The following is a 20,894-nucleotide window of genomic DNA, read 5'->3' as shown; positions in this document are numbered from 1 at the left end:
GGGGCGGGCTCCGTGGGGGGGGGGCTCAGCGGGGGCGTGCCTTCCCGTACAGCCAGACGTCCCAGACCTTCTTCAGGTCGTGCCCGGTCCGCTCCTCCGCGAAGGCGGTGAAATCGGCCGTGCTCGCGTTCCCGTGCCGGTGCTCGGCGGCCCAGTCGCGCAGCAGGGCGAAGAACTTCTCGTCCCCGGCCTCCTGCCGGATCCGGTGCAGCACCATCGCGCCCCGGTAGTACACCGGGTTCCCCGAGATGTGCTCGGGCCCGGGCGGGGCGGCGGGCGGGAAGGCGTCCCAGTCGGAGTCGGCGGCCTCGTCGACCTCGGTGTCGCCGGACAGGAACGCGTCGAACTCCTGCTGCGCCGTGGTCCCGCCGCGGTCCTCGGCCCACAGCCACTCCGCGTACGTCGCGAAGCCCTCGTTGAGCCACATGTCCTTCCAGGACTTCGGCGACACCGAGTTGCCGAACCACTGGTGGGCGAGCTCGTGCAGCACGAGCTCCTCGCTGCCCGGCGCACCGGGGAAGACCGGCTTGGTCTGCGTCTCCAGCGCGTACTGGAGGGTCCCGGCGGGCAGCACGATCGCGCCGGCGGTGCCGAAGGGGTACGGCCCGAAGCGGCCCGCGCCCCACTCCACCATCTCCGGCAGCCGCGCCAGGTCCCCCGCGCTCGCCTCCGCCTCACCGGGATCCACCGCGTTGTACAGGGCCACCCCTGAGGGCGTCCGCCCGGTCTCCACGCGGTACTTGCCGACGGCGGCGGTCGCCAGATAGCTCGCCATCGGCTCCGGGCTGTGCCAGGCGAAGGAGGTGCTCCCGTCGGCCTGCGCGGTCCGCGCGCGCAACTCGCCGTTCGACACGGCCTCGTAGCCCTTCGGCACCGTGATCGTGATGTCGTAGGCGGCCTTGTCGCTGGGGTGGTGGTTGCCCGGGAACCAGGTCATCGAGCCGACCGGCTCGCCGACGCCCACGGCGCCGTCCCCCGTGGTGATCCAGCCCTCCCGGGTGCCGTCCGCGTCCGTGAGCGCCTTCGGCCGGCCGGAGTACTCGATCTCCGTACGGAAGGCCTCGCCCTTCTCCAGGTCCTCGGCCGGACGCACGGTCAGCTCGTTGCCGGTCCGGTTGAACCGGGCCGGCTCGCCCTGGACGGTGACTTCCTCGACCTTCAGGCCGCTGAGGTCGAGGTTGAAGGAGCTGAGCCCCTGCCCGGCGCGGGCGGTGATCACCGCCGTTCCCTCGAGGCGGCCGTCGGCGGGGTCGTAGTCCAGGTCCAGGCCGTAGTGCTCGACCTGGTAGCCGCCGTTGCCCGCCTTGGGGAAGTACGGGTCGCGCAACCCCGACGCGCCCGGCCGCCCGTGCACGGTGCCGCCCGTACACCCCGTGGTGAGGGCGAGCAGGGCGGCGACGGCAGGGGCGGCGAGGCGGGAGAGCGAGCGGTGGTCCACACGCCCGATCCTAGGCGGGCGGGCGGACGGCCGGGCCCGGGCGGCTACTTGGCGAGCGCGTCGACTCCGGCCTTGGCGAACTTCTCGTCCAGGTCGCCGCTCGGGGCGCCGGCCACACCGATGCCGGCGACCGGGGCGCCGTTCGCCTGGACGGGGGTGCCGCCGCCGAGGAACAGGGTGCCGGGGATGTCCTTCAGGTTCGGGGCCTGGGCGAGGCGGCCCACGAGCACCGAGGTCGGGGCGTTCCAGGACACGGCGGTGTAGGCCTTGCGCTGCGCCGACTCGTAGGACTGCGGGCCGGCGCCGTCGCCGCGCAGGGTGACGAGGGTGTTGCCGTTGCGGTCCACGACCGCGACCGTCACCTTCTGGTTCTCCTTCTCGGCCGCGTGCAGCGCGGCCTGGGCGGCGCGGGTGGCGGCGTCGACGGTGAGGTGGGTCGTGGTGGTGAAGTTCTTGTCGCCGGCCTCGTCCTTCTTGGCGACCGAGGCGGGAGCGGCGGCGGGCGCGGCACTGGCACTGACGGCGCCGAAGGCACCGGCGCCGAGGGCGGCGGCGAGGGCGGTACCGGTGAGGACGCGGGTGCGGGTGTTCATCTCTGCTCCTGAGAACGGTGACGCGGTGACGGCATGGGGCGGGCGCTCCTGACCGGTCGGGCCGGCTCGTCCACTGCTCCAAGCCTGGGCCCGAACCCCCCGCCACCCCGTCCCCGTACCGGCTCCCGCCGCCCACCGCACCGGCTGACCCGGGGGTCAACCGATCGGTCGATGCGGTGTCCCTGCGGGGCTCGGCAGGGTGGGCGTGTACCTCGCGGGTTCGGCTGCGCCGGGCTGCGCCCGCGCCGTTGCGGGGCTCTGCCCCGGACCCCGCGCCTCAATCGCCGGCGGGGCTTGATCTGGCCTGGTCGGGGGGTGGGGCGGTGCCTCTCCGGAGTGTCTCCTCGGCTCGCGCACCCAGCCCCCGCTGCGAGCGCGCAGCCCGGGTTGCGCGCTCGTGGGCCTGCGGGGGACCCTCCTGCGCGTCCCCACCCCCCGGACCGGCTTCGGGGAGTGGCCCCCTGGGTGTCCAGGCGGGGAAACACCTGCGTCGGTTCGTGGAGCCGTGCAGGGGTGTCCCCGCAGGACGAGCGCGCAACCCGGGCTCGGATATGCGGGACGGGGCTCAGTGCGCGAGCCGAGGAGACACCCCGGAGGGGCGCCGCGAACCGCCCCACACGGTCAGCCCCCGCGGAACAGGGCCCCTGCTACGGACCCGCACCGGCAACGCCCCGGGAGGCCGACATCAAGCCCCGCCGGCGATCGAGGCGCGGGGTCCGGGGCGGAGCCCCAGAAAACCCGGGCGCAGCCCAGGCCCGGCCCGGCGCAGCCGAGCCCGCACGCCGAGCCGCCCGCAGGGACACCGCTGGGACAGGATGGACGTAACCGACCCGAGGAGCCAGGAGCACCCCGTGAGCCCCGCGACCCCGCGGCCCCGCACCCCGGCGGACGCCGACACCCGCACCCTGACGACCGTCATGCACGCCGCGTTCTTCCTGCTCCTCGGCGCATCGGTGGCCCGCTTCCTGCTCCGCCACCCCGGCGAACCCCGCACCCCCTGGGTCCTCGCCCTCAGCATCGCCCTGGCGCTGCTCTACGTGCTCGGCCCCGCCGTCGGCGCCTCCGGCCAGGGCTCCGCGCGAGCGGACCGGCAGTCCCCCGGCCGCCTCGTCTGGCTCGGCCTGGTCGTCGCCACCTGGGTGGTCCTGGTGGTCCTCGCGCCGAGCTTCGCCTGGTGCGCCGTACCCCTGTTCTTCACCGCCCTGCGCACCCTCCCCCCGCGTGCGGCGATCGTCCTCGTCGCCCTGCTCACCGTCTTCGTCGTGATCGCCCAGCTCCGGCTCGCCACCGCCTTCGACCCGAACCTCCTGCTGGCCCCGCCCGCCGTCGCCGCCCTCGCCACCGCGGTCTTCGTCCACATGGAGCGCCAGGCCCGGGCCCAGCGCACGCTGATCGACGATCTGATCCGCACCCGCAGGGAACTCGCCGCCACCGAGCGCCGCGAAGGCACCCTCGCCGAACGGCAGCGGTTGTCCATGGAGATCCACGACACCCTCGCGCAGAACCTGTCCAGCCAGCAGATGCTGCTCCAGGCCGCCGACCGCACCTGGGACTCCGACCCCGGCACGGCCCGCGCACACGTCCGTACCGCCACCGGCATCGCCGCCCGCGGCCTCGCCGAGGCGCGCCGCCTCGTCCACGACCTGGCCCCGCCCCAGCTCGCCGACGGTGCCGGGCTCGCCGAGGCCCTGCGCGCCCTGGACGCCGGACCCGACGTCGAGGTCCGCTTCCACCTCGAGGGCGCCCCGGCCCCGCTCCCCGACCGCGTGCAGTCGGCGCTGCTGCGGATAGCCCAGGGCGCGCTGGCGAACGTACGGGAGCACTCCGGCGCCCGGACGGCCGCGCTCACCCTGAGCTTCCTCGGCGACCAGGTGGTCCTGGACGTGGCCGACGACGGCCACGGCTTCGCCGAACCCCGTACCGCCACCGATAGCACCCCAGCCGCCCCCGGACGCGGCCACGGCCTCCCGGCGATGCGCGCCCGCGTCCGCCAGCTGGGCGGCACCCTGACGATCGAATCCACGCCGGGCGAGGGCACCGTCCTCTCCGCGGCCATCCCCCTGGAGCCGACCCCATGACGACGATCCTCCTCTGCGACGACCACGTGGTCGTACGGGCCGGCCTGCTGGCCCTCCTCGGCAGCGAGCCCGACATCGAGGTGCTCGGGGAGGCGGGCAGCGGCGAGGAGGCCGTCGCCCTGGCGGCCAAACTCGGCCCGGACGTGGTCCTGATGGACCTCCAGCTGGGCGAGGGCATCGACGGGGTCGAAGCCACCCGCCGCATCACGGCCCTCCCGGACCCGCCGCACGTCCTGGTCCTCACCACGTACGACACGGACGCCGACATCACCCGGGCCATCGGCGCGGGCGCGACGGGCTACCTCCTCAAGGCGGAGCGCCCGGAGGAGCTGTTCGCCGCGATCCACTCGGCGGCGCAGGGCCGTACGACCCTGTCCGCGCCGGTGGCGAGCCGGGTGATGGCCCACATGCGCGGCACCCGCCCCACCCTCACCGACCGCGAGCTGGACATCCTCGGCCAGCTGGCCCGCGGCCTCGGCAACCGCGACATCGCCCGCGCCCTGTTCATCAGCGAGGCGACGGTCAAGACGCACCTGGGCCGGATCTACGACAAGCTCGGCGTCGACACCCGCGCCGGCGCCGTGTCGGTCGCCAAGGAACAGCGCCTCCTGCCGTCCTGACCCGCCGCCGCCCCCGCGCCCTCCCCCGTCCCCGTCCCCGCTCCACCGGGGGGGGGGCGCCCCCGGAGCCGTGACACCATCGGGTACGTGCTCGACATCGGCTACTCCCTCTCCCGGCGCTTCCCCGACCCCCCGCAGACCGACTACCGCTCGGCGGACGTCCACACCCTGCGGCACGACCTGTTCTGCGGGGACGTCTACCTCGCGGACACCGACAAGGACCGGGAAGTGTCCACAGCCTGGGGATGGGTGCCGGTACTGGACTTCGCCTGGGCGCTGTGCGACATCGTCGAGCAGCTCGACCGGGACCCGCGCGGCAACCGCTCCGCGAACCGGCAGTACGCCGAGATCGACTTCACCGAGTCGACGGACCGGATGCTCTTCGAGCGCCGCTTCGGCTGGGTCGACGTCGAGGCCGACTGGATGCCGGGGGACGAGGACCCGCTGACCTTCAGCCACCGGCTGCTGCGCCGCGAGGCCCGTGACTTCCTGCACGACCTGATCGCGGACCTCGTCGACATGCACGAGGGCCTCGCCGACAACCCGGCCATCTGGACCCTCCAGGCCCGCTTCCCCCGAGTCCCGGCCTAGCGGCTCCGCCTCGGCCCCAGGTGCGGCGCCGTTCCCGGGGCTCCGCCCCGGACCAGCGCCTCAAACGCCGGCGAGGCCGGTCCTGCCCGAGGCCGCCGACGACCGGCGGCACCACCCGCAGACCGACGCAAGCCAAACCGGCCCCGCCGCGCTTGGGCACGGGGTGTGGGCCGAGCCCCAGGAGCCGCACGCAACCCTCCCGCCGAGTCCATCCACCCAGCACCGCAGCGCCTTGCGGCACGGGCCCAGGCAGAGCCCCGGGAACGGCGCCGCACCGAACCCACCAGCCAGACCCCCGACCCACCCAGCCCCGGCGGCGCTTGAGGCGCGGGGCCCGGGGCGGAGCCCCAGGTCCCCGAGCCGCACCCGACCCACCCGCCGAGCCCCGACCCCCCGCGCCGGGCCCGGGCGGAGCCCGAGCCGGGTGGTGGCACGGCTACGGCAGTACCCGCAGGCCCAGCTGCGCAGCCATCGCCGGCGCCAGGTCCAGCAGCTGCGCCGGGCTGATCACCGCCCCCGCCAGGCCCTCCAGGCCCCGGGCCGGCGTCAGCTCCGCCACGCCCCGCAGGTCCACGTCGGACATCCGCACCCCGCCGAAGTCCGCCCCGCGGAGCACGCAGTCCCGGAACTCCACACGCTCCAGCACCGCCCCCGCGAAGTCCGGCTCCACCAGCACGCACCCCTCGAAGACCACGTCCCGCAGCCGCGCCTCCCGCAGGTTCAGGTAGTCGATCTTGCCCCCGCGGACCACCACCCGCTCCAGCACGGCCCCGTGCATCTGCACGCCGCCCAGCCGGGCGTCCACCAGCTCCACGTCCCGCAGCGAGGCCCCCGCCAGGCCGGTCCCCACTCCCCGGACCCCGTCCAGCAGCGAGTCCAGGAACCGCGCCTTCCCCAGCCCCGCCTCGTCCAGCACGCAGCGCCGCAGTGCGCAGTCCATGAAGCGGGCCCCCCCCCCCCCCTGCCCCGTCAGGTCCAGATCCGCGAACTCCAGCCCGTCGTAGTCCCCGTCCGCCTCCAGCTCGCCGCCCTCCCACGCCGTGAGCTCCGGAAGCCGCACCTCCGGGCGTCGTGCCGCCTTCACCGTCTCCGGCCGCCGTCCTTTTCGCACCGTTGCCATCCCCCCATCCTGGTCCACCCCGCCGACAGTCGGCCCGACCCCTTGACCTCGACCACGCTCGAGGTCGGAGGCTGACGGCATGGACACCGCGAACACCACGAAGAGCGACGCGCGGGGCACCCCGCGGGCCACCGGGCCGAACGCCTCCACGACGAACGCCGCCACGACCGAAGCCACCATGAACGCCGTCCGGCTGCACGCCTTCGGCCCTGCCGAGAACCTCGTCCACGAGGCCGTCCCCGCTCCCGTACCGGCGGCCGGCCAGGTCCGCGTCGCCGTGGCCGCCGCGGGCGTGCACCTGCTCGACACCAGCCTCCGCGAGGGGGTCCGGGGCCCCGCCCCCGCCCTCCCCGACCTCCCGACCGTCCCCGGCCGGGAGGTCGCCGGGACGGTCGAAGCCCTCGGCCCCGGCACCGACCCGGCCTGGCTGGGCCGCCGGGTCGTCGTCCACCTCGGCTTCGCCCCCGGCGGGTACGCCGAGTACGCCGTCGCCGACGCCGACCGGCTGCACCCCGTACCCGACGGGCTCGGTCCCGCCGAGGCCGTCGCCATGATCGGGACGGGCCGCACCGCCCTGGGGATCCTCCAGTTCGCGGCACTCGGCCCGGGCTCGGTGGCCTTGGTCCCCGCCGCCGCGGGCGGCATCGGCACCCTGCTCGTCCAGTACGCCAAGAACGCCGGCGCCGAGGTCGTCGCCCTCGCCGGAGGCCCCGCGAAGACGGCCCTGGCCGCGGGGAACGGCGCCGATCTCGCCCTCGACTACACCGCCCCCGGCTGGTCCGCCGCCGTCCGTACCCGGTACCCCGACGGCGCCACCGTCCTCTTCGACTCCGTCGGCGGCGCCACCGCCCGCACCGCCCTCGGCCTGCTCGCCCCCGGCGCCCGGCACCTGGTCTTCGGCTGGTCCGGCGGCGAACTGGTCCTCACCGACGCCGAACAGGCCGCGCTCACCGCCCGCGGGATCACCACGCAGCACGTCCTCGGCCCGGCCATGTTCCAGCGCGTCGCCACTCCCGACCCCCTGCGCACCCTGGAGACCCGCGCCCTGGCCGAGGCGGCGGCGGGCCGCCTCCGCCCGGCCCTGACCCGCTACCCCCTCGCCGAGGCCGCCGCCGCCCACCGCGCCCTGGAGTCCCGCGCCACGACGGGCAAGGTCGTCCTGGAACCCGGCCTCCGCCCGTTCCGCCGTAAGCCGGTTGGGACTGCAAGCGGATAGCCGAAGTGGCTGTGTGCAGAAGAGGCCGCAGGGCTCTGCCCCGAGGTTCCGCCGCCCCTCCCCGCGGGCTACCGCTCCCCGGCCAGTGCGCGCAGCGCGCCGTCCGTCAGCCGGTTCACCGTCCACTCGTCCATCGGGACCGCCCCGACCGACCGGTAGAAGTCGATCGCCGGGGTGTTCCAGTTGAGGACCGACCACTCCAGCCGCTCGTACCCCCGCTGCACGCAGGTCCGCGCCAACTCCGCCAGCAGGGCCTTCCCGTACCCGCCGCCGCGCACGCCCGGCCGTACGTACAGGTCCTCCAGGTAGATGCCGTGCACACCGCGCCAGGTGGAGAAGTTCAGGAACCAGATCGAGAAGCCGACGACCTCGCCGTCCTCCGTCTCCGCGACGTGCGAGAACGCCGCCGGGTGCGCCCCGAACAGCGCCTCGCGCAACTGCTCCTCGGTGGTGCGGACCTCGTGGAGCGACTTCTCGTACTCCGCGAGCTCGCGGATCATGGCGTACAGGACGGGGACGTCGGTGATGCGCGCGTTACGGATCATGCCCGCAGCCTAGAAGGCGCCCGCAGGCCGCCCACCCGCAGGCCGCGGACCGCTGCGGACCGCCGACGGCCCCTCGGACCGTCACAACGCGTCAGGCCACAGGGCCTCGGACCGCCGGACCTCGGGCCACCGGCCTCCGACCGCCGGCGGGCCCTCACCGCCCCAGCAGTACCTGCGCCACCACCAGTTGCTCCTCCTGCATCTCGTCCTCGCCGTCCTCCACGTCCCACAGGCAGTTCTGCACCACCCGCCCCAGCGTCCACGCCCGCGCCCGGTCCCGGTCGCCGTCCAGCCCCGCCGCCTCCGTCAGCAGGTCGAACCGCCACCGCACCTCGTCCGCCCGGAAGTTGTTGTTGATCGCCGGGAGCAGGTCGAAGCCCGGGTCCCCGGCCAGCGGCTTCGGGTCGATCGCCAGCCACGGCTCCCGGTGTCCCGCCAGCACGTTGTCGTAGTGCAGGTCCCAGTGCAGCAGCCGGTCCCCCGGCTCGCCCGCGACCTCCGCCAGCGCCGCCGCGCAGTCCCCGAGCAGCCGCCGCTCCCGCACGTCCGCCAACCGCCCCAGCGCCCGCGGTACGTCGTCCAGCATCTCGGCGGCCATCGCGCCGAGGCCGCGCAGCCCCTCCGGCGCCACAACCGCCGTCAGCCGCGCCAGCAGTTCGCCGATCACCCGGACCGCCGCGCGCGAATCCCGTTCGGCGACCGCCGACAGGTGCCGCCGCTCGTCCAGCCGCTCCAGCAGCAGCGTGCCCGTCTCCCCGTCGTGCTCCAGCAGCCGTACGGCGCCCCGCCCGCCCCAGGCGCGCAGCGCGTCCGGCTCCCCGGCGCTCTCCTCGTCCACCCGCTGCAACTTCAGCGCCGCCGCGCTCCCGTCGGCCCGCACCACCGGCACCACCAGGGCCGTCACCCCGTGCATCAGCGGCCCCGTACGCCGCAGCTCCCAGCGCTCGAGGAACCGCGCCGCCCGCGCGGGCAGAGCGGCGATGAACTCCCGCCCCGCGTCGCCGTTCCACCTGACCTGCGCCTCGACCAGCCCGTCCGGAATCTCCGCGATGTCAACCACGGCCCGACCCTACGACCCCCGCCCCCTCCCACATCGGCCATCCGGTCTGGAATCCCTCCCGGAAAGGCGACGACCCGTCCCTGGACGCACCACCGGAACGGGGTGTACCAACTCCCCCATGACGACCAACGGCGGCATCTCCTTCTGGTACGCGACCGACCGCACCGCCCCCACCACCCCACCGCGCCCACCGCTCACCGCCGACGCCACGGCCGACGTCGTCATCGTCGGCGGCGGCTACACCGGCCTGTGGACCGCCTACTACCTCAAGACCGCCGCCCCCGACCTCCGCGTCACCGTCCTCGAGCAGAAGTTCTGCGGCTACGGCGCCTCCGGCCGCAACGGCGGCTGGCTCTACAACGGCATCGCCGGCCGCGACCGCTACGCCGCGCTCCACGGCCACCAGGCCGCCCAGCGCCTCCAGCAGGCCATGAACGGCACGGTCACCGAGGTCATCGACGTCGCGGCCAAGGAGGGCATCGACGCCGACATCCAGCGCGGCGGCGTCCTCGAAGTCGCCCGCACCCCCGCCCAGCTCACCCGGCTGAAGGCCTTCCACGCCACCGAGCTCGCCTTCGGCGAGACCGACCGCGAACTGCACGACGCCGCCGCCACCCGCGCCCGCATCGACATCGCGGACGCCGTCGGCTCCAGCTGGAGCCCGCACGGCGCCCGCATCCACCCGCTCAAGCTCGCCCGGGGCCTGGCCGCGGCCTGCGAACGCCTCGGCGTCGTCATCCACGAGTCCACCCCGGTCACGGAGATCGCCCCGCGCAAGGCCGTCACCCCCTACGGCACCGTCCGCGCCCCGCACGTCCTGCGCTGCACGGAGGGCTTCACCGCCGCCCTCAAGGGCCACAAGCGCGCCTGGCTCCCGATGAACTCCTCGATGATCGTGACGGCCCCGATCCCGGAGTCGACCTGGCAGCGGCTGGCCTGGTCGGACTCGGCGCTCCTGGGGGACATGGCCCACGCCTACATGTACGCCCAGCGCACCGCCGACGGCCGCATCGCGATCGGCGGGCGCGGCGTCCCGTACCGCTTCGGCTCGCGCACGGACAACGACGGCCGCACCCGGCCGGCCACCATCGACTCCCTGCGCGACCTGCTCTTCTCCTTCTTCCCCCTGCTCACCGGTACGGAGATCACCCACGCCTGGTCGGGCGTGCTGGGCGTACCCCGCGACTGGTGCGCCACCGTCACCCTGGACCCCGCCACCGGCCTCGGCTGGGCGGGCGGCTACGTCGGCTCCGGCGTGGCCACCGCCAACCTCGCGGGCCGCACTCTGCGCGACCTGGTCCTCGGCGACACCACCGAGCTGACCTCCCTGCCCTGGGTCAACCACCGCGTACGCCGCTGGGAGCCGGAACCCTTCCGCTGGCTCGGCGTCCAGGCCCTCTACGCCGCCTACCGCCAGGCGGACCGCCACGAAACGGCCACCCACACCCCGGACACGACCCCCCTGGCCCGCCTGGCCAACCGCATCTCGGGCCGCCACTGAGCCCCCACCCCGCACACACAAGAAGGCCAGGCCACACCATGTGTGACCTGGCCTTCTCCTTGGGCCCCCTGTCGGATTCGAACCGACGACCTACGCATTACAAGTTGTCCGATCTCCGTCCATGGGGGTCCACGCAGTTCCAGGTGAGGCACTAAGCCGCTGGTCAGCCACCCCAACAACCGGCGATGGACTCTGAGGGACACCGCCGGAATTCCAGCACTGTGAGACCACCATTGAGACCGGATAGATGACTCTGTGGCGAGCGAGCCCCACCCGCGCCCTTGAGTGGCAGGTGCACACCACGGTGCCTCCCTCCACCTGTGCCAGCCCCTCCCCACCATGGGGAAGCCCGAGAGCGCCTCGAGATGTAATCCACTCCTGACCAGGGCCCCGAAGACTTCGGCCTGCTCTGTCAGCCTGATATGACAGGATCTCCCCCGTGAGCAATGAGGTAGACGTACGCGAGCAGCCCCTCCGTGTGGCGGGGCTCTTCGCAGGTGTGGGCGGCCTTGAGCTCGGCCTCAAGCAGGCTGGGTTGGAGACGGCCATGCTCTGTGAGGTGTGGAACCCGGCCCAGGCCGTGCTCGCCAAGCATTTTCCCGACGTCCCGCTTGAGCCTGACGTTCAGCACCTCAAAGCTCTCCCCAGCGACATCGACGTGGTCACGGCTGGGTTCCCCTGCCAAGACCTGTCGCAGGCTGGCCGAACGGCAGGCATCGCCGGCGAACAGTCGGGGCTCGTCTCCCACGTCTTCCGGCTCCTTCGCAAGCACCATCCTCGGTGGCTGGTGCTTGAGAACGTGCGGAACATGCTGGTGCTCGACAAGGGCAAAGCGATGCTCCACCTCGTTCAGGAGCTCGAAGCCCTCGGATATTCGTGGGCCTACCGACTCGTGGATTCGCGCTTCACCGGTGTGCCGCAGCGCCGCCAGCGTGTTCTTTTCGTGGCCAGCCTCAGCGAAGACCCTCGCAACGTGCTGCTCGCCGACGACGCTGGCGAGCCGGACGAGCAAGGCCACGCCGCCGACGCTTACGGCTTCTACTGGACCGAGGGTCTCACGGGTGTGGGGTGGGCTCGTGACGCAGTGCCCACAGTCAAGGGGGGATCAGGGCTCGGCATCCCCTCACCGCCGGGCATCTGGATTCCCGGCAATCCCGCCGGACACCGGATCGTGACGCCGTCGATCACGGACGCCGAGCAGCTTCAGGGGTTCGAAAAGGACTGGACCCTGGCCGAGGCGACGGCAGGGCAGAGGGGTGGGCGCGACCGCTGGAAGCTGGTGGGCAACGCTGTCACGGTTGGTGTTTCCCAGTGGCTCGGCAGGCGGCTCCTCAGCCCTGGCCAGTACGACGAAACCGAAGCCTCGCCAATCGCGGACAGCGCTCGATGGCCGACGGCGGCCTGGGGCCACGGAGGCAAGCGCTGGCGTTCACACGTCTCCATGTGGCCGGAGCACAGCAAGTACACCCATCTGATGGATCTTGTCGATCCCAACGGTCTCACGCCCCTCAGCCATCGGGCTGCCGCTGGGTTCTACTCACGGACCCAGCGGGCTCGGCTGAAGTTCAACGAGGAGTTCTTGCTCGACATGAAGGAACACGTCGAGCTGATGGACCCTAGGAACAAGGCACAAGCAACTGTGGGAGTAGGCCGATAGGGTGCCTCCGAAAGGGGTGTGCCTTGGACGCGGTAGACATTCTCGTCAGGACTCTGAGCAAGCCTGTGAAGAGGGCAAACGACGAGGTTCAGTACCACCCTCGCAGCGACCGTCACTCGAAGGTCGCATGCTGGGGGATCATGTTCGATCTGATGCAAACCAGCGGGCTCTTGCGGTCTCACGTCGAGACGAACAAAGTCGCCTTCGGCATCAACCACAAGATGGTTGACTTTGTCAACAACAAATTCAAGAATCTTGACCTCGTTCTTTGCCGCCCCGGGACTAGCGCCGGCCGGAAGCGCAAGTCGTACACGCTAGCGTCGCTCGCTCAAGAATGGGGCATCGAGCTGACGGTAGACGAGCAGAACCGCTTCGAAGCGCTCCCGGTCATCACGGAGGCGCCCGTTGGCCAAGTCCTCGTTGCTCTAGAGGCGAAGGCCTGCATGACGGAGCACAGCAAAGCCGGCCCGAGGCTTTACGACGAGCTCAACTCAAGCCACCAGATCGTGCATGGGGCTACCAACCAAGCTCTCGCGGTTGGCTTCTGCATGGTGAACGCCGCCGACAAGTTCTACAGCCCAACCAACCGTCACAACGGTCCAGATGCCAACGTGCATAAGCAGCCGTACGCCGCGCAGAAGGCGATAGAGGCCGTCAGCCGACTTCCGCGACGCAGTGGTAGTAACGACCGCGGCTATGACGGACTCGGCATCGTCGTGGTGGAGCTCCTTAACGATGGGACCCCCGTGAAGCTGGTCACCGGCGCGCCAGCCCCGCAGGTTGGCGGCATCTTCCACTACGACTCGATGTTGCATCGCGTGGCTCACGAGTACGACACCAACTTTAAGAACATTTAAACCGATCTACCCGTCCCGGCCGCCGCGCACGCCGCTACGGCGGTCGGGACACCGCTCAGCCGCATGGATGCCACGGCTCCTGGCGCGACGCTTCAGGAGCGCTCCTGGCTGCCTATCGCCGCGCGAGAGGTCACTGATCGGGTGCGAGGCGACTGGTGAAGCCGCCCGTGCAGAGGCGCTCGTAGGCCCTGGTAACCGCGGGCGGGACGTCCTGGTGACTCAGGAACCCTTTCTGCGGGTATGTAAGAAGCCGTTGCTGCGCGCCGACGAGCATGTCGAAGACCAGCCGGGGGTCCTGGATGGAATCCACATACTCGGTGAGCGTCATCAGCGCGGAGGCGCTGACGATCTCCACCTCCGGCCAAAGCTTGCGGGCCGTCGCGTAGGCCCGACGCTCCTCGTACGGCTTGCTGACTAGCAGCACGGATTCGACGTGAATGGCCCTCTCCACGAGCAGCGCCCGAGAGAAACGGATGTTCTCGCCTGTGTTCCGCGCGTGCGGCTCCACGAGAATGGCAGAGGCAGGCACGCCCAGCTCAACAGCCCGCTCACGGTAGTGCTCCGCCTCACCGCGGGGCATCCGCTCGCGGGTCGTTCGGCTTGTGGCGCCGGTGAACACGATCAGCGGCGCCATGCCGCGGTGGTAGAGGTCGGCCGTGACCTCCGCTACCCCCAGGTCGTGACTACCGAGCCCAATCGCCACAGAGCAGGGCCGTGGCTCATGGTGCATCTGCTGGAAGTCCCAGAGCAGCTCGGCGTCGGCCCAGTTCTGCGCAGAGATCATTGTGTTGCCTCCCGTGCCGAGTCGGGGACCTGGAAGTCGTAGGCCCACGCGAAGCGGGTGGCCGCATGCAAGCCGATGGCGAACTCAACGACGGTTTCGTCCGCCGTCCACGTGGTCCGGTGCAGTTCAACGACCCATTCGCCGGGCGCCAGCTGAAGAAGCGTCGCCTCTTCCTGTGTCGCGACCCTCGCGAACAGCTCCTCCCGCATGTGGTCGATCTCGTACCCCGCGTCGTACAGGACCCGGAAGCCGCCGCCACGGCCGGCGGGCCCCGGGCTCGGGTCGACGATCCGCGTTCCCTCGACGTGCTCGGGGCGGTAGTAGCTGGTCAGGGTGTGCGTTGGCTGGTCGCCTTCCTTCACGAGCCTCGCCCGCGCGTACACCTCCGCGCCTTCGGGAAGCCCGTGGGCCGCGGCCACCAACGGAGGCGCCGGTACACGGCTGACGCTCTGCGTCTGCTCACCCCGCTTGTAGGCGCGACCCGACGCGACGCGGTCGGCGATGAACGCGACCTCGTCGCCATCCCGCCACTTCGCCTTGTCGTACCGAGCAATGCCGAGCCGCTTCAGTGGCGCCTGCTCCCGTACGACTGTCCCGTGGCCCCGCGAAGAGGTCACCAGCCCCTCGGCTTCGAGCGCCTTGTACGCCGCGTGGACCGTGGACTTCGAGCCTTCGCCCGCGTCCACCAGGTCCCGGATGTGCGGTAGCTGCTGGCCAGGGGCGTAGTCGCCCCGCCTGATCTGTTCAGCCAGCTTGTCGGCCAGCTCTCGCCACTTGGGTGCCACGCGAACTCCTCTCGATGGGTCCCAGTCAAACACAGTCCTAGGACTGTTGACAGTCCTGGGACTGCGGTCCATAGTCATCCACAGACGCCCGCAGTCCTAGGACAGCGGGCCGGAGAGGGGCCTTCTTTGGGCTGCTCTCGGCGCCCGGAGAGCTCGTGAAACGGCTCGAAGGAAGCGGTGGTGCCTTGAGAACTCAACAGTGGCCATGAATTTGAACTTCAACCTTCCGGGCCTCGGCTCGGCCGGTTGCCTCCTCCGCCCGTCTCGTACGGGCGGGGTCGAGGGGAGCCGGAGTTCCTCCCGCTTCACCCCAACGCAGTGCAGCCCCGGGTGGCTAGACCCGGGGCTGCTGTTGGGTCCCGTTCCTCTACCGAAGGAGCAAGACCCGTGAAGTCCATCGCTGCACTTCAGAGCATCGTTACCCCGTGGTCGGACGGTTTGGAGCCGTCGGACGCGGAGCTGGACGCGATCAAGGTCGAGATGCCGCTGATCCTGGCGGAAGTCGAGCTGCTCGACGCGCTGATCTCCCAGCTGGACCGGCCGGCGTCCGAGTTCGACGCCCGCCGGATCCGCCGGGCGCGCAATCGGGTCCTGGCGGCCCGCCGGGACCTGGCCAACCGCCCCGCCGCTATGACGGTGCCGGGGGACGCGGCATGAACAGCGTTCACGTCGGTTCAGCGGAACGCGCGCTGGCCGTGGGCACGTGGTTGATCGTGGGCGGCGCGATGCTCTACTCCGTCCTCACCGTCACGCCGCTCATGGCTGCTCACACCGCCGAAGAGTGGCGGTGGACGGCGCCGATCCTGCCGCTCGTGGTCGACGCGGCCGTGGTGATCGTGGTCCGCCTCGACTCCGTCTTGGCCCGTCTTGGCGGGCACGGCGGCCCGTGGCCGGTCGCCCTGCGCTGGATGACCGGCGCCATGACCCTTGCCCTCAACGTCGGCGCGTCCGCGCTGGCCGGGGACCTGGTGGGGGTGGCGGTCCATTCCGTGGCTCCTCTCCTGCTCATCGTGACGGCTGAGGCTGGGCTCGCCTACCGGCGGGCCATCACCGCCGCCGTACAGGGGCTGGAGGAGCAGGCCCGGACAGACCGGCAGGCCCGTGAGAAGGCCGCGCAGGACCGGGAGGACGCCCGCGAGCGCCGGGATCGTGAACGCCGCGAGCACGAGGCGTCCATCGCCCGTGAACAGCGTGAACACGAGGCCCAGCTCATCCGCGAGGAAGCCGAGCGACAGGAGCGGATCCGCCGTGAGGAACGCGAGCGGGCCGAGGCTGCTGCGGCTGCTGAGCGGGAGGCCCGTGAACAGCGTGAACGCGAGCGTGAACAGCAGCAGCTCGAGCGTGAACGCCTTGAACGCCAAGCCGCGCAACAGCGTGACTTGGAGGCAAAACAGAAGGCCGAGCAGGAGCGTAGGGAGCGGGCCGAGCAAGCCGAGCGTGAACGCCTTGAACAGCTCCGTGAGCAAGAGCGGATCGAGCGTGAACGCGCCGAATTGCTGGCCTCGGGCCCGCCTCCAGAGAAACTTCCCGAGGACCGGGCCCGCGCGGTCGTGCAGTCCGCGTTTACGGCCGGCCTCGCCGTCCGGGTCGCCGCAGAGCTGACCGGCTGGTCTGTCGGCTGGGCTTCCGCCCGCTACCAGGAACTCCGCGAAGCGGCCGCCACCCCGGTCCTCGGCTGATGGGCACCCTGCCGGTCTACCGATGGCGCCTGGCCCCCGACGGGCTCGCCACAAGGCGCCAACTGCGTGCCGCGGGGCTTCGGCCCGGCGGGCAGGATGTCGTCGCCCAGCTGGAGCGGCCCCGCCGGCGGCGCGGCCCGCTGATCGCCTACCTGTACCTGGTCGAGCGGGCCAAGCCCGTGCGGCCGATGACCGAACGCCGGGCCGCCGCCCTCGCCAAGGCCAACGCTGCCCGCCGTACTTGCCCGGCCTGCCGTCTGGATGCCGGGTACGTCATTCCGGTCTCACTCGGCTGCTGTGTTCCCTGCTCCTCGCGCTAAGCGCTGTCGAGGATGCTGCCGAACGTTTCGGTGATGCGGTGCTTCCACTTGTGCCAGCGGTTGCAGTACTGCCGCGGAAACCAGCGCCGTGTCTGCGGGATCTGCCGGTTGCACCACTTGCACAGCACCGTGCGGCCCCTGCTCGCGAACTCCCCCATGCCGCGCATTTTAGCGGCTGTGACCTGCACCCTTCCGCCCCTGAGGCCCGGCCGCCCACCTCCTACAGCGTCGGCCGGGCCCCTCTCCCCTGAAGGAGCACCCTCAGCATGACCGAGACCATCACCGAACCGCAGGCACCCCCCGAAGAATCCACCCCCACCCCCGCATCGTCGGAGGCCAGCAAGGGTGCTGACGGGAAGAAGGTCGAGCACACCGCAGGGGGATTTCCCGTGATCCCGCTGTCCCTGTCCGGAACGAACACGGCGGCCGGCCTACTCGCAACCGCAGCTCTGGCCGGTGGCCCGATCGCCGTCGCGGTAGCGATGACCGGGGCTGCCGTCCTCGGTACCGCCGCCGTCCACCACGGCTCCAAGTCCGCGAAGAAGAATGCCGGCAAGCAGGCGACTGCGGCCGCCGCCCGGACAGCGAGCGGAAACGGCGGGCGTGGCCTCTTGGGGCGGATCCCGTCCCAGCCCCGCACGACGCCGCGTAACGGCGGCAGCAACGGAGCAGGGGCTCGCAAAGCCGCTGGCGGACACCCCCGCCACCGCTCGGGTGGGCGCCCTGCAGGACGGTCCGGCTCAACCCTCGGCAAGACCGGCAAGCCGTCGGCCCGGCAGCGCGCCGCACGCGCGTTGGGCGACCTGGCCGGTGGCCGTGCGGGCCAGGTGCAGGCACTGCGTACGCAAGCCAAGGCCCAGTCACCGACCCGTGCGGCCGCTCGTAGTGCGGCGGTTCAGGCACGTCGGCAGGTCGCCGACACCCGGCGGGCCGCGAAGGCCGCCAACCGCACCGCCGCCACCAAGACCAGCCCCGCAAGCAGGACCGGGGCCGGGAAGGCCCGCGGTCCGGCGGCCCGCACCCTGGCCAAGACCATGCGCAAGGCCGCCGCCGTCCGAGACAAGGCGGTCGCTGCCGGACGCACGGCTCGGGACCGCAGTGCGGGCTGGTCGGTCGCTGCCGGACGGCAGGGAGTGCGGGAGGCTGCGCACCGCGCGCGGGTAGCGCAGCTCAAGGCCCCCGCCCAGAAGGCCGCACGGAAAGCCCTGCGCCGCTCCGCCGCACGCTTCCAGGCCCGCCGGGCGGCGGCTGCGGCCCTCGCCATGCTGCTGGGAGCCCTGGGCATGGTGACCACCCCTCTGGGCCGAAAGCTCCGTTGGGCCTGGCTCCAGCACCCGGGCCGGCGTCTGTACCGATTCCTCCTCGGCCAGGCGCTCGCCGAGCGCGAAGACCGGGACGCGGACATCCGCGCCCGGCTCGAGGAAGACGAGAAGGCCGCCGAGGAGCAGGCCGCCAGCGAACGCGACCAGGACAACGACACCGAGCAGATCGGCGACAAGGCAGCGCGCCCCGCCGCGCACGTTCCCGCACCTCCCACCTCTGAAGGAGCACCGATGGACAGCACGTCTGGGTTCAGGTTCGAGGAGCTGGCTGCCGAGATGGAGCAGGCCGCGCAGTCCTACGAGCCCGAGAGCGCCATGGAGATCCTCGCCATGGTCGAGGGCCTGCCCGAGGCCCTCGCCTCGATCGCGAACATCATGCAGATGCTGGCTGAGCGCTCCGACACCGAGTTCCCGCTTGACAAGACGGTCGCGGACGGCTTCTCCGACATCTACGGCGCGCTCAACGCCGCGACCGCTGTCGCCGAGGACCTGGGACCGGCGTTCCGGCAGGCCCACGAGCAGGACATCGCCCGGCACGAGGACCCCCGCAACGGCCCCGAGGCCGAGAAGGGCTGGAACGTCTGATGACCGCCACCAAAACCAAGACCGTCACCCATAACGGGCTGGCCCTGGACTGGGCCGCCGGCCACGGACCCATCACCGGCGCTCTGTCCGCCACCACCGGCGCCTACGCCGTCGCCACCGTCGGAACCCTTGCCCACATGCCCCCCAGCTGGGCTCTGGCCGTCGGCACCGTCGGCGCCCTCGGCCACACCGCCTTGGGTCTGCGCCAGAAGCTCGCCGCCCGCACCATCAGCGCGCGGGCCGCATCCTGGCTGCTCGGCTCCGGTTGGACCACGTGGGCCCTGGCCACCGGCCCCCTGACCTGGACGGCTCTCGGTTCGCTCGCCGTGATCGGTGTCGGCATGGGAGCTGCGGCCCGCTCCGTCGGGCTGTACGAGGAGGCGCGGGAGTTGGAGGCGCTCGCCGCCGTGGAGCGGCAGGTGGCCCGTGAACTGTCGGCCGACCGGCGGGCCATCGCCGCCGAGTGGGTGGACCGGGTGCAGCGGGTCTGCGGGATCACCCTGCGGATCGTGGCCGTCGAGATGTGGCCCACGAACACCGGCTTCACGATCGACGCCGAACTCCCGTCCGGCGGAACAACCTACGACCGGATCGCCCGGGAGAACGCCCGCCTTTCCGCCGATGCCCGCCTCCCGCACGGCTGCACCGCCGCCGCCTCGCCCGGCATCGACCAGGGACGCGTCCTCATCGACGTGACCACGGTCAACGTTCTCGCCGCCGAGGTCCCCTACCCCTCGGACTACAGCCCCTTGTCGGTCCACACCGGAGTTCCGTGGGGCTACCGCACCAATGCGGAGGAGATCCTCGCCTACCTGCGCGAGCAGTGCGCGCTGGTCGTCGGGCCGACTGGCTCGGGTAAGACGAACATGGTCCACGTCATCCTGGCCGGGTTCGCCCGCGCCACCGACATGCTCACGTGGGTGATCGACCTCAACGCCGGATCCGCCGGCCTGCCCTGGATCCGCCCGGCCCTGGAACCCACCGGCGACGGACAGCAGGTGATACGGCCGGGCATCGACTGGCTCGCCTCCACCCACGAGGAAGCCCTGAAGATGCTGGACGCCGCGCTGCGGATCGGGCTCTACCGCAAGCGGGCCTACCAGGACCTGATGGCCAAGGCGAACACCGACCTGCTGCCCGTCAGCCACGCCATCCCGCAGATCATGCTCGTGATCGATGAGGGCGCGGAGATCCTGGTCAGCAACGATCCGGAGACCAAGAAGCTGGCCAAGAAGATCCTGGAAGTGATCCGGATGCTCCGCGCCATGGGCATCCGCACCGTGCTGACCGCGCTCGGCGCGACCGGCTCGGTCCTCGGGAACATGCTGATTCGCCGCGAGGCGAAGACGCGCGTGGCATTGACTGGTGGGGCCACCGAGGGCATGGACCTGTCCAAGCTGTTCCCCGGTGGGAACGGACTGCGGATCGAGCAGGCCCCCCACAAGGGCACCGGCTTCATGGGCACTCCCGAATCCCCGGCCGCCCTGTTCGGCACGTGGCGGATCCTGCCTAACCAGATCCGCGACATCGTCCACGCCACCTCCGACCGGCACCCCTACCTCGACGCCATCTCCGCCAAAGCCGCCGGACCCGACTACGCCCGCCGCTGGGACGCCGACCGCACCGCCTGGATCACCGAACACGAACACACCGACACCGAACCGGGCACGCGCGACCCCGCGATGGGCCGGGGCCCGTCGGGCGGGGGCCTGAACCTTTCCGCCCACCGCGCCGCACCGGTGGCGCCGGCCGGCGCGGATGAGGACGCGCTCGCCGAACAGTTCCGGCGGGAGATCGACGCCCAGTTCGCTACCGCCCCCGACCCCATCGAAGCACCGCCGACCCGGCCGGGGCTGAACCTGTCCGCGCACCGCGAGGAGGACAACGCGGCCCGGCAGGCCGCGCTCACGCTCCTGATCGCCGCTGGGCCCGAGGGCACGGGAGCCTCCGCCATCGCCCGCGGCCTGGACCGGTACGGCACCACCCGCCAGACCGTCGTCGGGTGGCTCAAGACGTGGGCCGACGAAGGGGAAGCGGTACGGATCGGGGCCGGCACCAAGACCCGCTACGTCCACCACACCCACGCCCGCGAGCACACCTCAGACGACCCTGACGAGGACTGATCTTGTCGCTTGTCGCCACC

At 71.9% G+C, this 20,894-nt stretch carries 20 protein-coding genes and 1 tRNA gene; 12 read left to right on the top strand and 9 right to left on the bottom strand.

The genetic code is table 11. The annotated features are described in order from the left end of the window. Positions 1–25: 25 nt before the first annotated feature. Together BGK67_RS19710 and BGK67_RS19705 are read right to left on the bottom strand one after the other, a co-directional pair. Complete coding sequence (locus tag BGK67_RS19710; RefSeq protein WP_069921316.1) at positions 26–1,438, bottom strand: M1 family metallopeptidase; 1,413 nt, start codon at positions 1,436–1,438, stop codon at positions 26–28. Between the two features lie 44 nt (positions 1,439–1,482). After that, positions 1,483–2,031, bottom strand: a complete 549-nt coding sequence (locus tag BGK67_RS19705) for a GlcG/HbpS family heme-binding protein (RefSeq protein ID WP_069921315.1) — start codon at positions 2,029–2,031, stop codon at positions 1,483–1,485. Positions 2,032–2,846: 815 nt separating this feature from the next. Here BGK67_RS19705 and BGK67_RS19700 point away from each other — a divergent pair. The 3 genes from BGK67_RS19700 to BGK67_RS19690 all read left to right on the top strand — a co-directional run bounded on the left by BGK67_RS19700 (position 2,847) and on the right by BGK67_RS19690 (position 5,320). After that, positions 2,847–4,109 (top strand): sensor histidine kinase, encoded by a 1,263-nt coding sequence (locus tag BGK67_RS19700; protein ID WP_079154276.1) that lies wholly within the window; start codon positions 2,847–2,849, stop codon positions 4,107–4,109. After that, a complete protein-coding gene (locus tag BGK67_RS19695; protein WP_069921313.1) occupies positions 4,106–4,729 on the top strand; it encodes a response regulator in 624 nt (207 codons plus the stop codon). Before BGK67_RS19700 ends, BGK67_RS19695 begins: the two co-directional genes overlap by 4 nt. A gap of 87 nt (positions 4,730–4,816) precedes the next feature. Beyond that, positions 4,817–5,320, top strand: a complete 504-nt coding sequence (locus BGK67_RS19690) for a hypothetical protein (RefSeq protein WP_069921312.1) — start codon at positions 4,817–4,819, stop codon at positions 5,318–5,320. Between the two features lie 436 nt (positions 5,321–5,756). Here BGK67_RS19690 and BGK67_RS19685 read toward each other — a convergent pair whose 3' ends face one another. Next, positions 5,757–6,440: a pentapeptide repeat-containing protein gene (locus BGK67_RS19685; RefSeq protein ID WP_208948718.1), complete on the bottom strand. Its 684-nt coding sequence runs from the start codon at positions 6,438–6,440 to the stop codon at positions 5,757–5,759. 178 nt (positions 6,441–6,618) lie between these two features. On the opposite strand from BGK67_RS19685, the gene BGK67_RS19680 reads away from it, so the two are divergent. Beyond that, on the top strand, positions 6,619–7,656 hold the full coding sequence (locus BGK67_RS19680; protein ID WP_069923981.1) for a zinc-binding dehydrogenase: 1,038 nt from the start codon (positions 6,619–6,621) through the stop codon (positions 7,654–7,656). A 68-nt stretch (positions 7,657–7,724) separates the two neighbouring features. Here the strand turns inward: BGK67_RS19680 and BGK67_RS19675 are convergent, their stop codons facing one another. Then, positions 7,725–8,201: a GNAT family N-acetyltransferase gene (locus tag BGK67_RS19675; protein WP_069921311.1), complete on the bottom strand. Its 477-nt coding sequence runs from the start codon at positions 8,199–8,201 to the stop codon at positions 7,725–7,727. Between the two features lie 154 nt (positions 8,202–8,355). Continuing rightward, a complete protein-coding gene (locus tag BGK67_RS19670) occupies positions 8,356–9,261 on the bottom strand; it encodes an aminoglycoside phosphotransferase family protein (RefSeq protein ID WP_432215464.1) in 906 nt (301 codons plus the stop codon). 118 nt (positions 9,262–9,379) lie between these two features. Here BGK67_RS19670 and BGK67_RS19665 point away from each other — a divergent pair, with 118 nt between their 5' ends. Next, positions 9,380–10,762 (top strand): NAD(P)/FAD-dependent oxidoreductase, encoded by a 1,383-nt coding sequence (locus BGK67_RS19665; protein ID WP_069921310.1) that lies wholly within the window; start codon positions 9,380–9,382, stop codon positions 10,760–10,762. A gap of 60 nt (positions 10,763–10,822) precedes the next feature. Here the strand turns inward: BGK67_RS19665 and BGK67_RS38965 are convergent. Further along, a tRNA-Ser gene (locus BGK67_RS38965) sits at positions 10,823–10,890 on the bottom strand. A 311-nt stretch (positions 10,891–11,201) separates the two neighbouring features. On the opposite strand from BGK67_RS38965, the gene BGK67_RS19660 reads away from it, so the two are divergent. Continuing rightward, positions 11,202–12,419 carry a DNA cytosine methyltransferase gene (locus BGK67_RS19660; protein WP_208948717.1) on the top strand — a complete coding sequence of 406 codons (1,218 nt, stop codon included), beginning with the start codon at positions 11,202–11,204 and terminating at the stop codon, positions 12,417–12,419. Positions 12,420–12,559: 140 nt separating this feature from the next. Then, positions 12,560–13,276 carry a hypothetical protein gene (locus BGK67_RS19655; RefSeq protein ID WP_141754037.1) on the top strand — a complete coding sequence of 239 codons (717 nt, stop codon included), beginning with the start codon at positions 12,560–12,562 and terminating at the stop codon, positions 13,274–13,276. A gap of 130 nt (positions 13,277–13,406) precedes the next feature. Here the strand turns inward: BGK67_RS19655 and BGK67_RS19650 are convergent, their stop codons facing one another. Both BGK67_RS19650 and BGK67_RS19645 read right to left on the bottom strand, forming a co-directional pair. Beyond that, entirely contained in the window at positions 13,407–14,060 is a 654-nt protein-coding gene (locus tag BGK67_RS19650; RefSeq protein WP_069921308.1) for a YdcF family protein, read from the bottom strand. Beyond that, positions 14,057–14,845, bottom strand: coding sequence for a GntR family transcriptional regulator (locus tag BGK67_RS19645; protein ID WP_069921307.1), 789 nt, complete (start codon positions 14,843–14,845; stop codon positions 14,057–14,059). The genes BGK67_RS19650 and BGK67_RS19645 overlap by 4 nt, the downstream gene beginning before the upstream one ends. A 387-nt stretch (positions 14,846–15,232) precedes the next feature. Between BGK67_RS19645 and BGK67_RS19640 the strand changes: the two genes are divergently transcribed. The 3 genes from BGK67_RS19640 to BGK67_RS19630 are packed head-to-tail and all read left to right on the top strand — an operon-like array spanning position 15,233 to position 16,844. After that, positions 15,233–15,502, top strand: coding sequence for a DUF6284 family protein (locus BGK67_RS19640; RefSeq protein ID WP_069921306.1), 270 nt, complete (start codon positions 15,233–15,235; stop codon positions 15,500–15,502). Then, the gene (locus BGK67_RS19635) at positions 15,499–16,524 is read left to right on the top strand and encodes a DUF2637 domain-containing protein (protein WP_069921305.1); all 1,026 of its coding nucleotides are present in this window, start codon (positions 15,499–15,501) and stop codon (positions 16,522–16,524) included. Before BGK67_RS19640 ends, BGK67_RS19635 begins: the two co-directional genes overlap by 4 nt. After that, positions 16,524–16,844 carry an RRQRL motif-containing zinc-binding protein gene (locus BGK67_RS19630; protein WP_069921304.1) on the top strand — a complete coding sequence of 107 codons (321 nt, stop codon included), beginning with the start codon at positions 16,524–16,526 and terminating at the stop codon, positions 16,842–16,844. Before BGK67_RS19635 ends, BGK67_RS19630 begins: the two co-directional genes overlap by 1 nt. Here the strand turns inward: BGK67_RS19630 and BGK67_RS38960 are convergent. Next, a complete protein-coding gene (locus BGK67_RS38960; RefSeq protein ID WP_167739569.1) occupies positions 16,841–17,002 on the bottom strand; it encodes a hypothetical protein in 162 nt (53 codons plus the stop codon). The genes BGK67_RS19630 and BGK67_RS38960 overlap by 4 nt on opposite strands. 108 nt (positions 17,003–17,110) lie before the next feature. Here BGK67_RS38960 and BGK67_RS19625 point away from each other — a divergent pair, with 108 nt between their 5' ends. Together BGK67_RS19625 and BGK67_RS19620 are read left to right on the top strand one after the other, a co-directional pair. Next, positions 17,111–18,751, top strand: a complete 1,641-nt coding sequence (locus BGK67_RS19625; protein ID WP_069921303.1) for a hypothetical protein — start codon at positions 17,111–17,113, stop codon at positions 18,749–18,751. After that, positions 18,751–20,874 carry a hypothetical protein gene (locus BGK67_RS19620; protein WP_069921302.1) on the top strand — a complete coding sequence of 708 codons (2,124 nt, stop codon included), beginning with the start codon at positions 18,751–18,753 and terminating at the stop codon, positions 20,872–20,874. Before BGK67_RS19625 ends, BGK67_RS19620 begins: the two co-directional genes overlap by 1 nt. Positions 20,875–20,894: the final 20 nt, after the last annotated feature.

This window comes from Streptomyces subrutilus (assembly GCF_001746425.1).
GTDB classification, from domain to species: domain Bacteria; phylum Actinomycetota; class Actinomycetes; order Streptomycetales; family Streptomycetaceae; genus Streptomyces; species Streptomyces subrutilus_A.
This window is presented reverse-complemented; position numbering and strand designations above follow the sequence as displayed.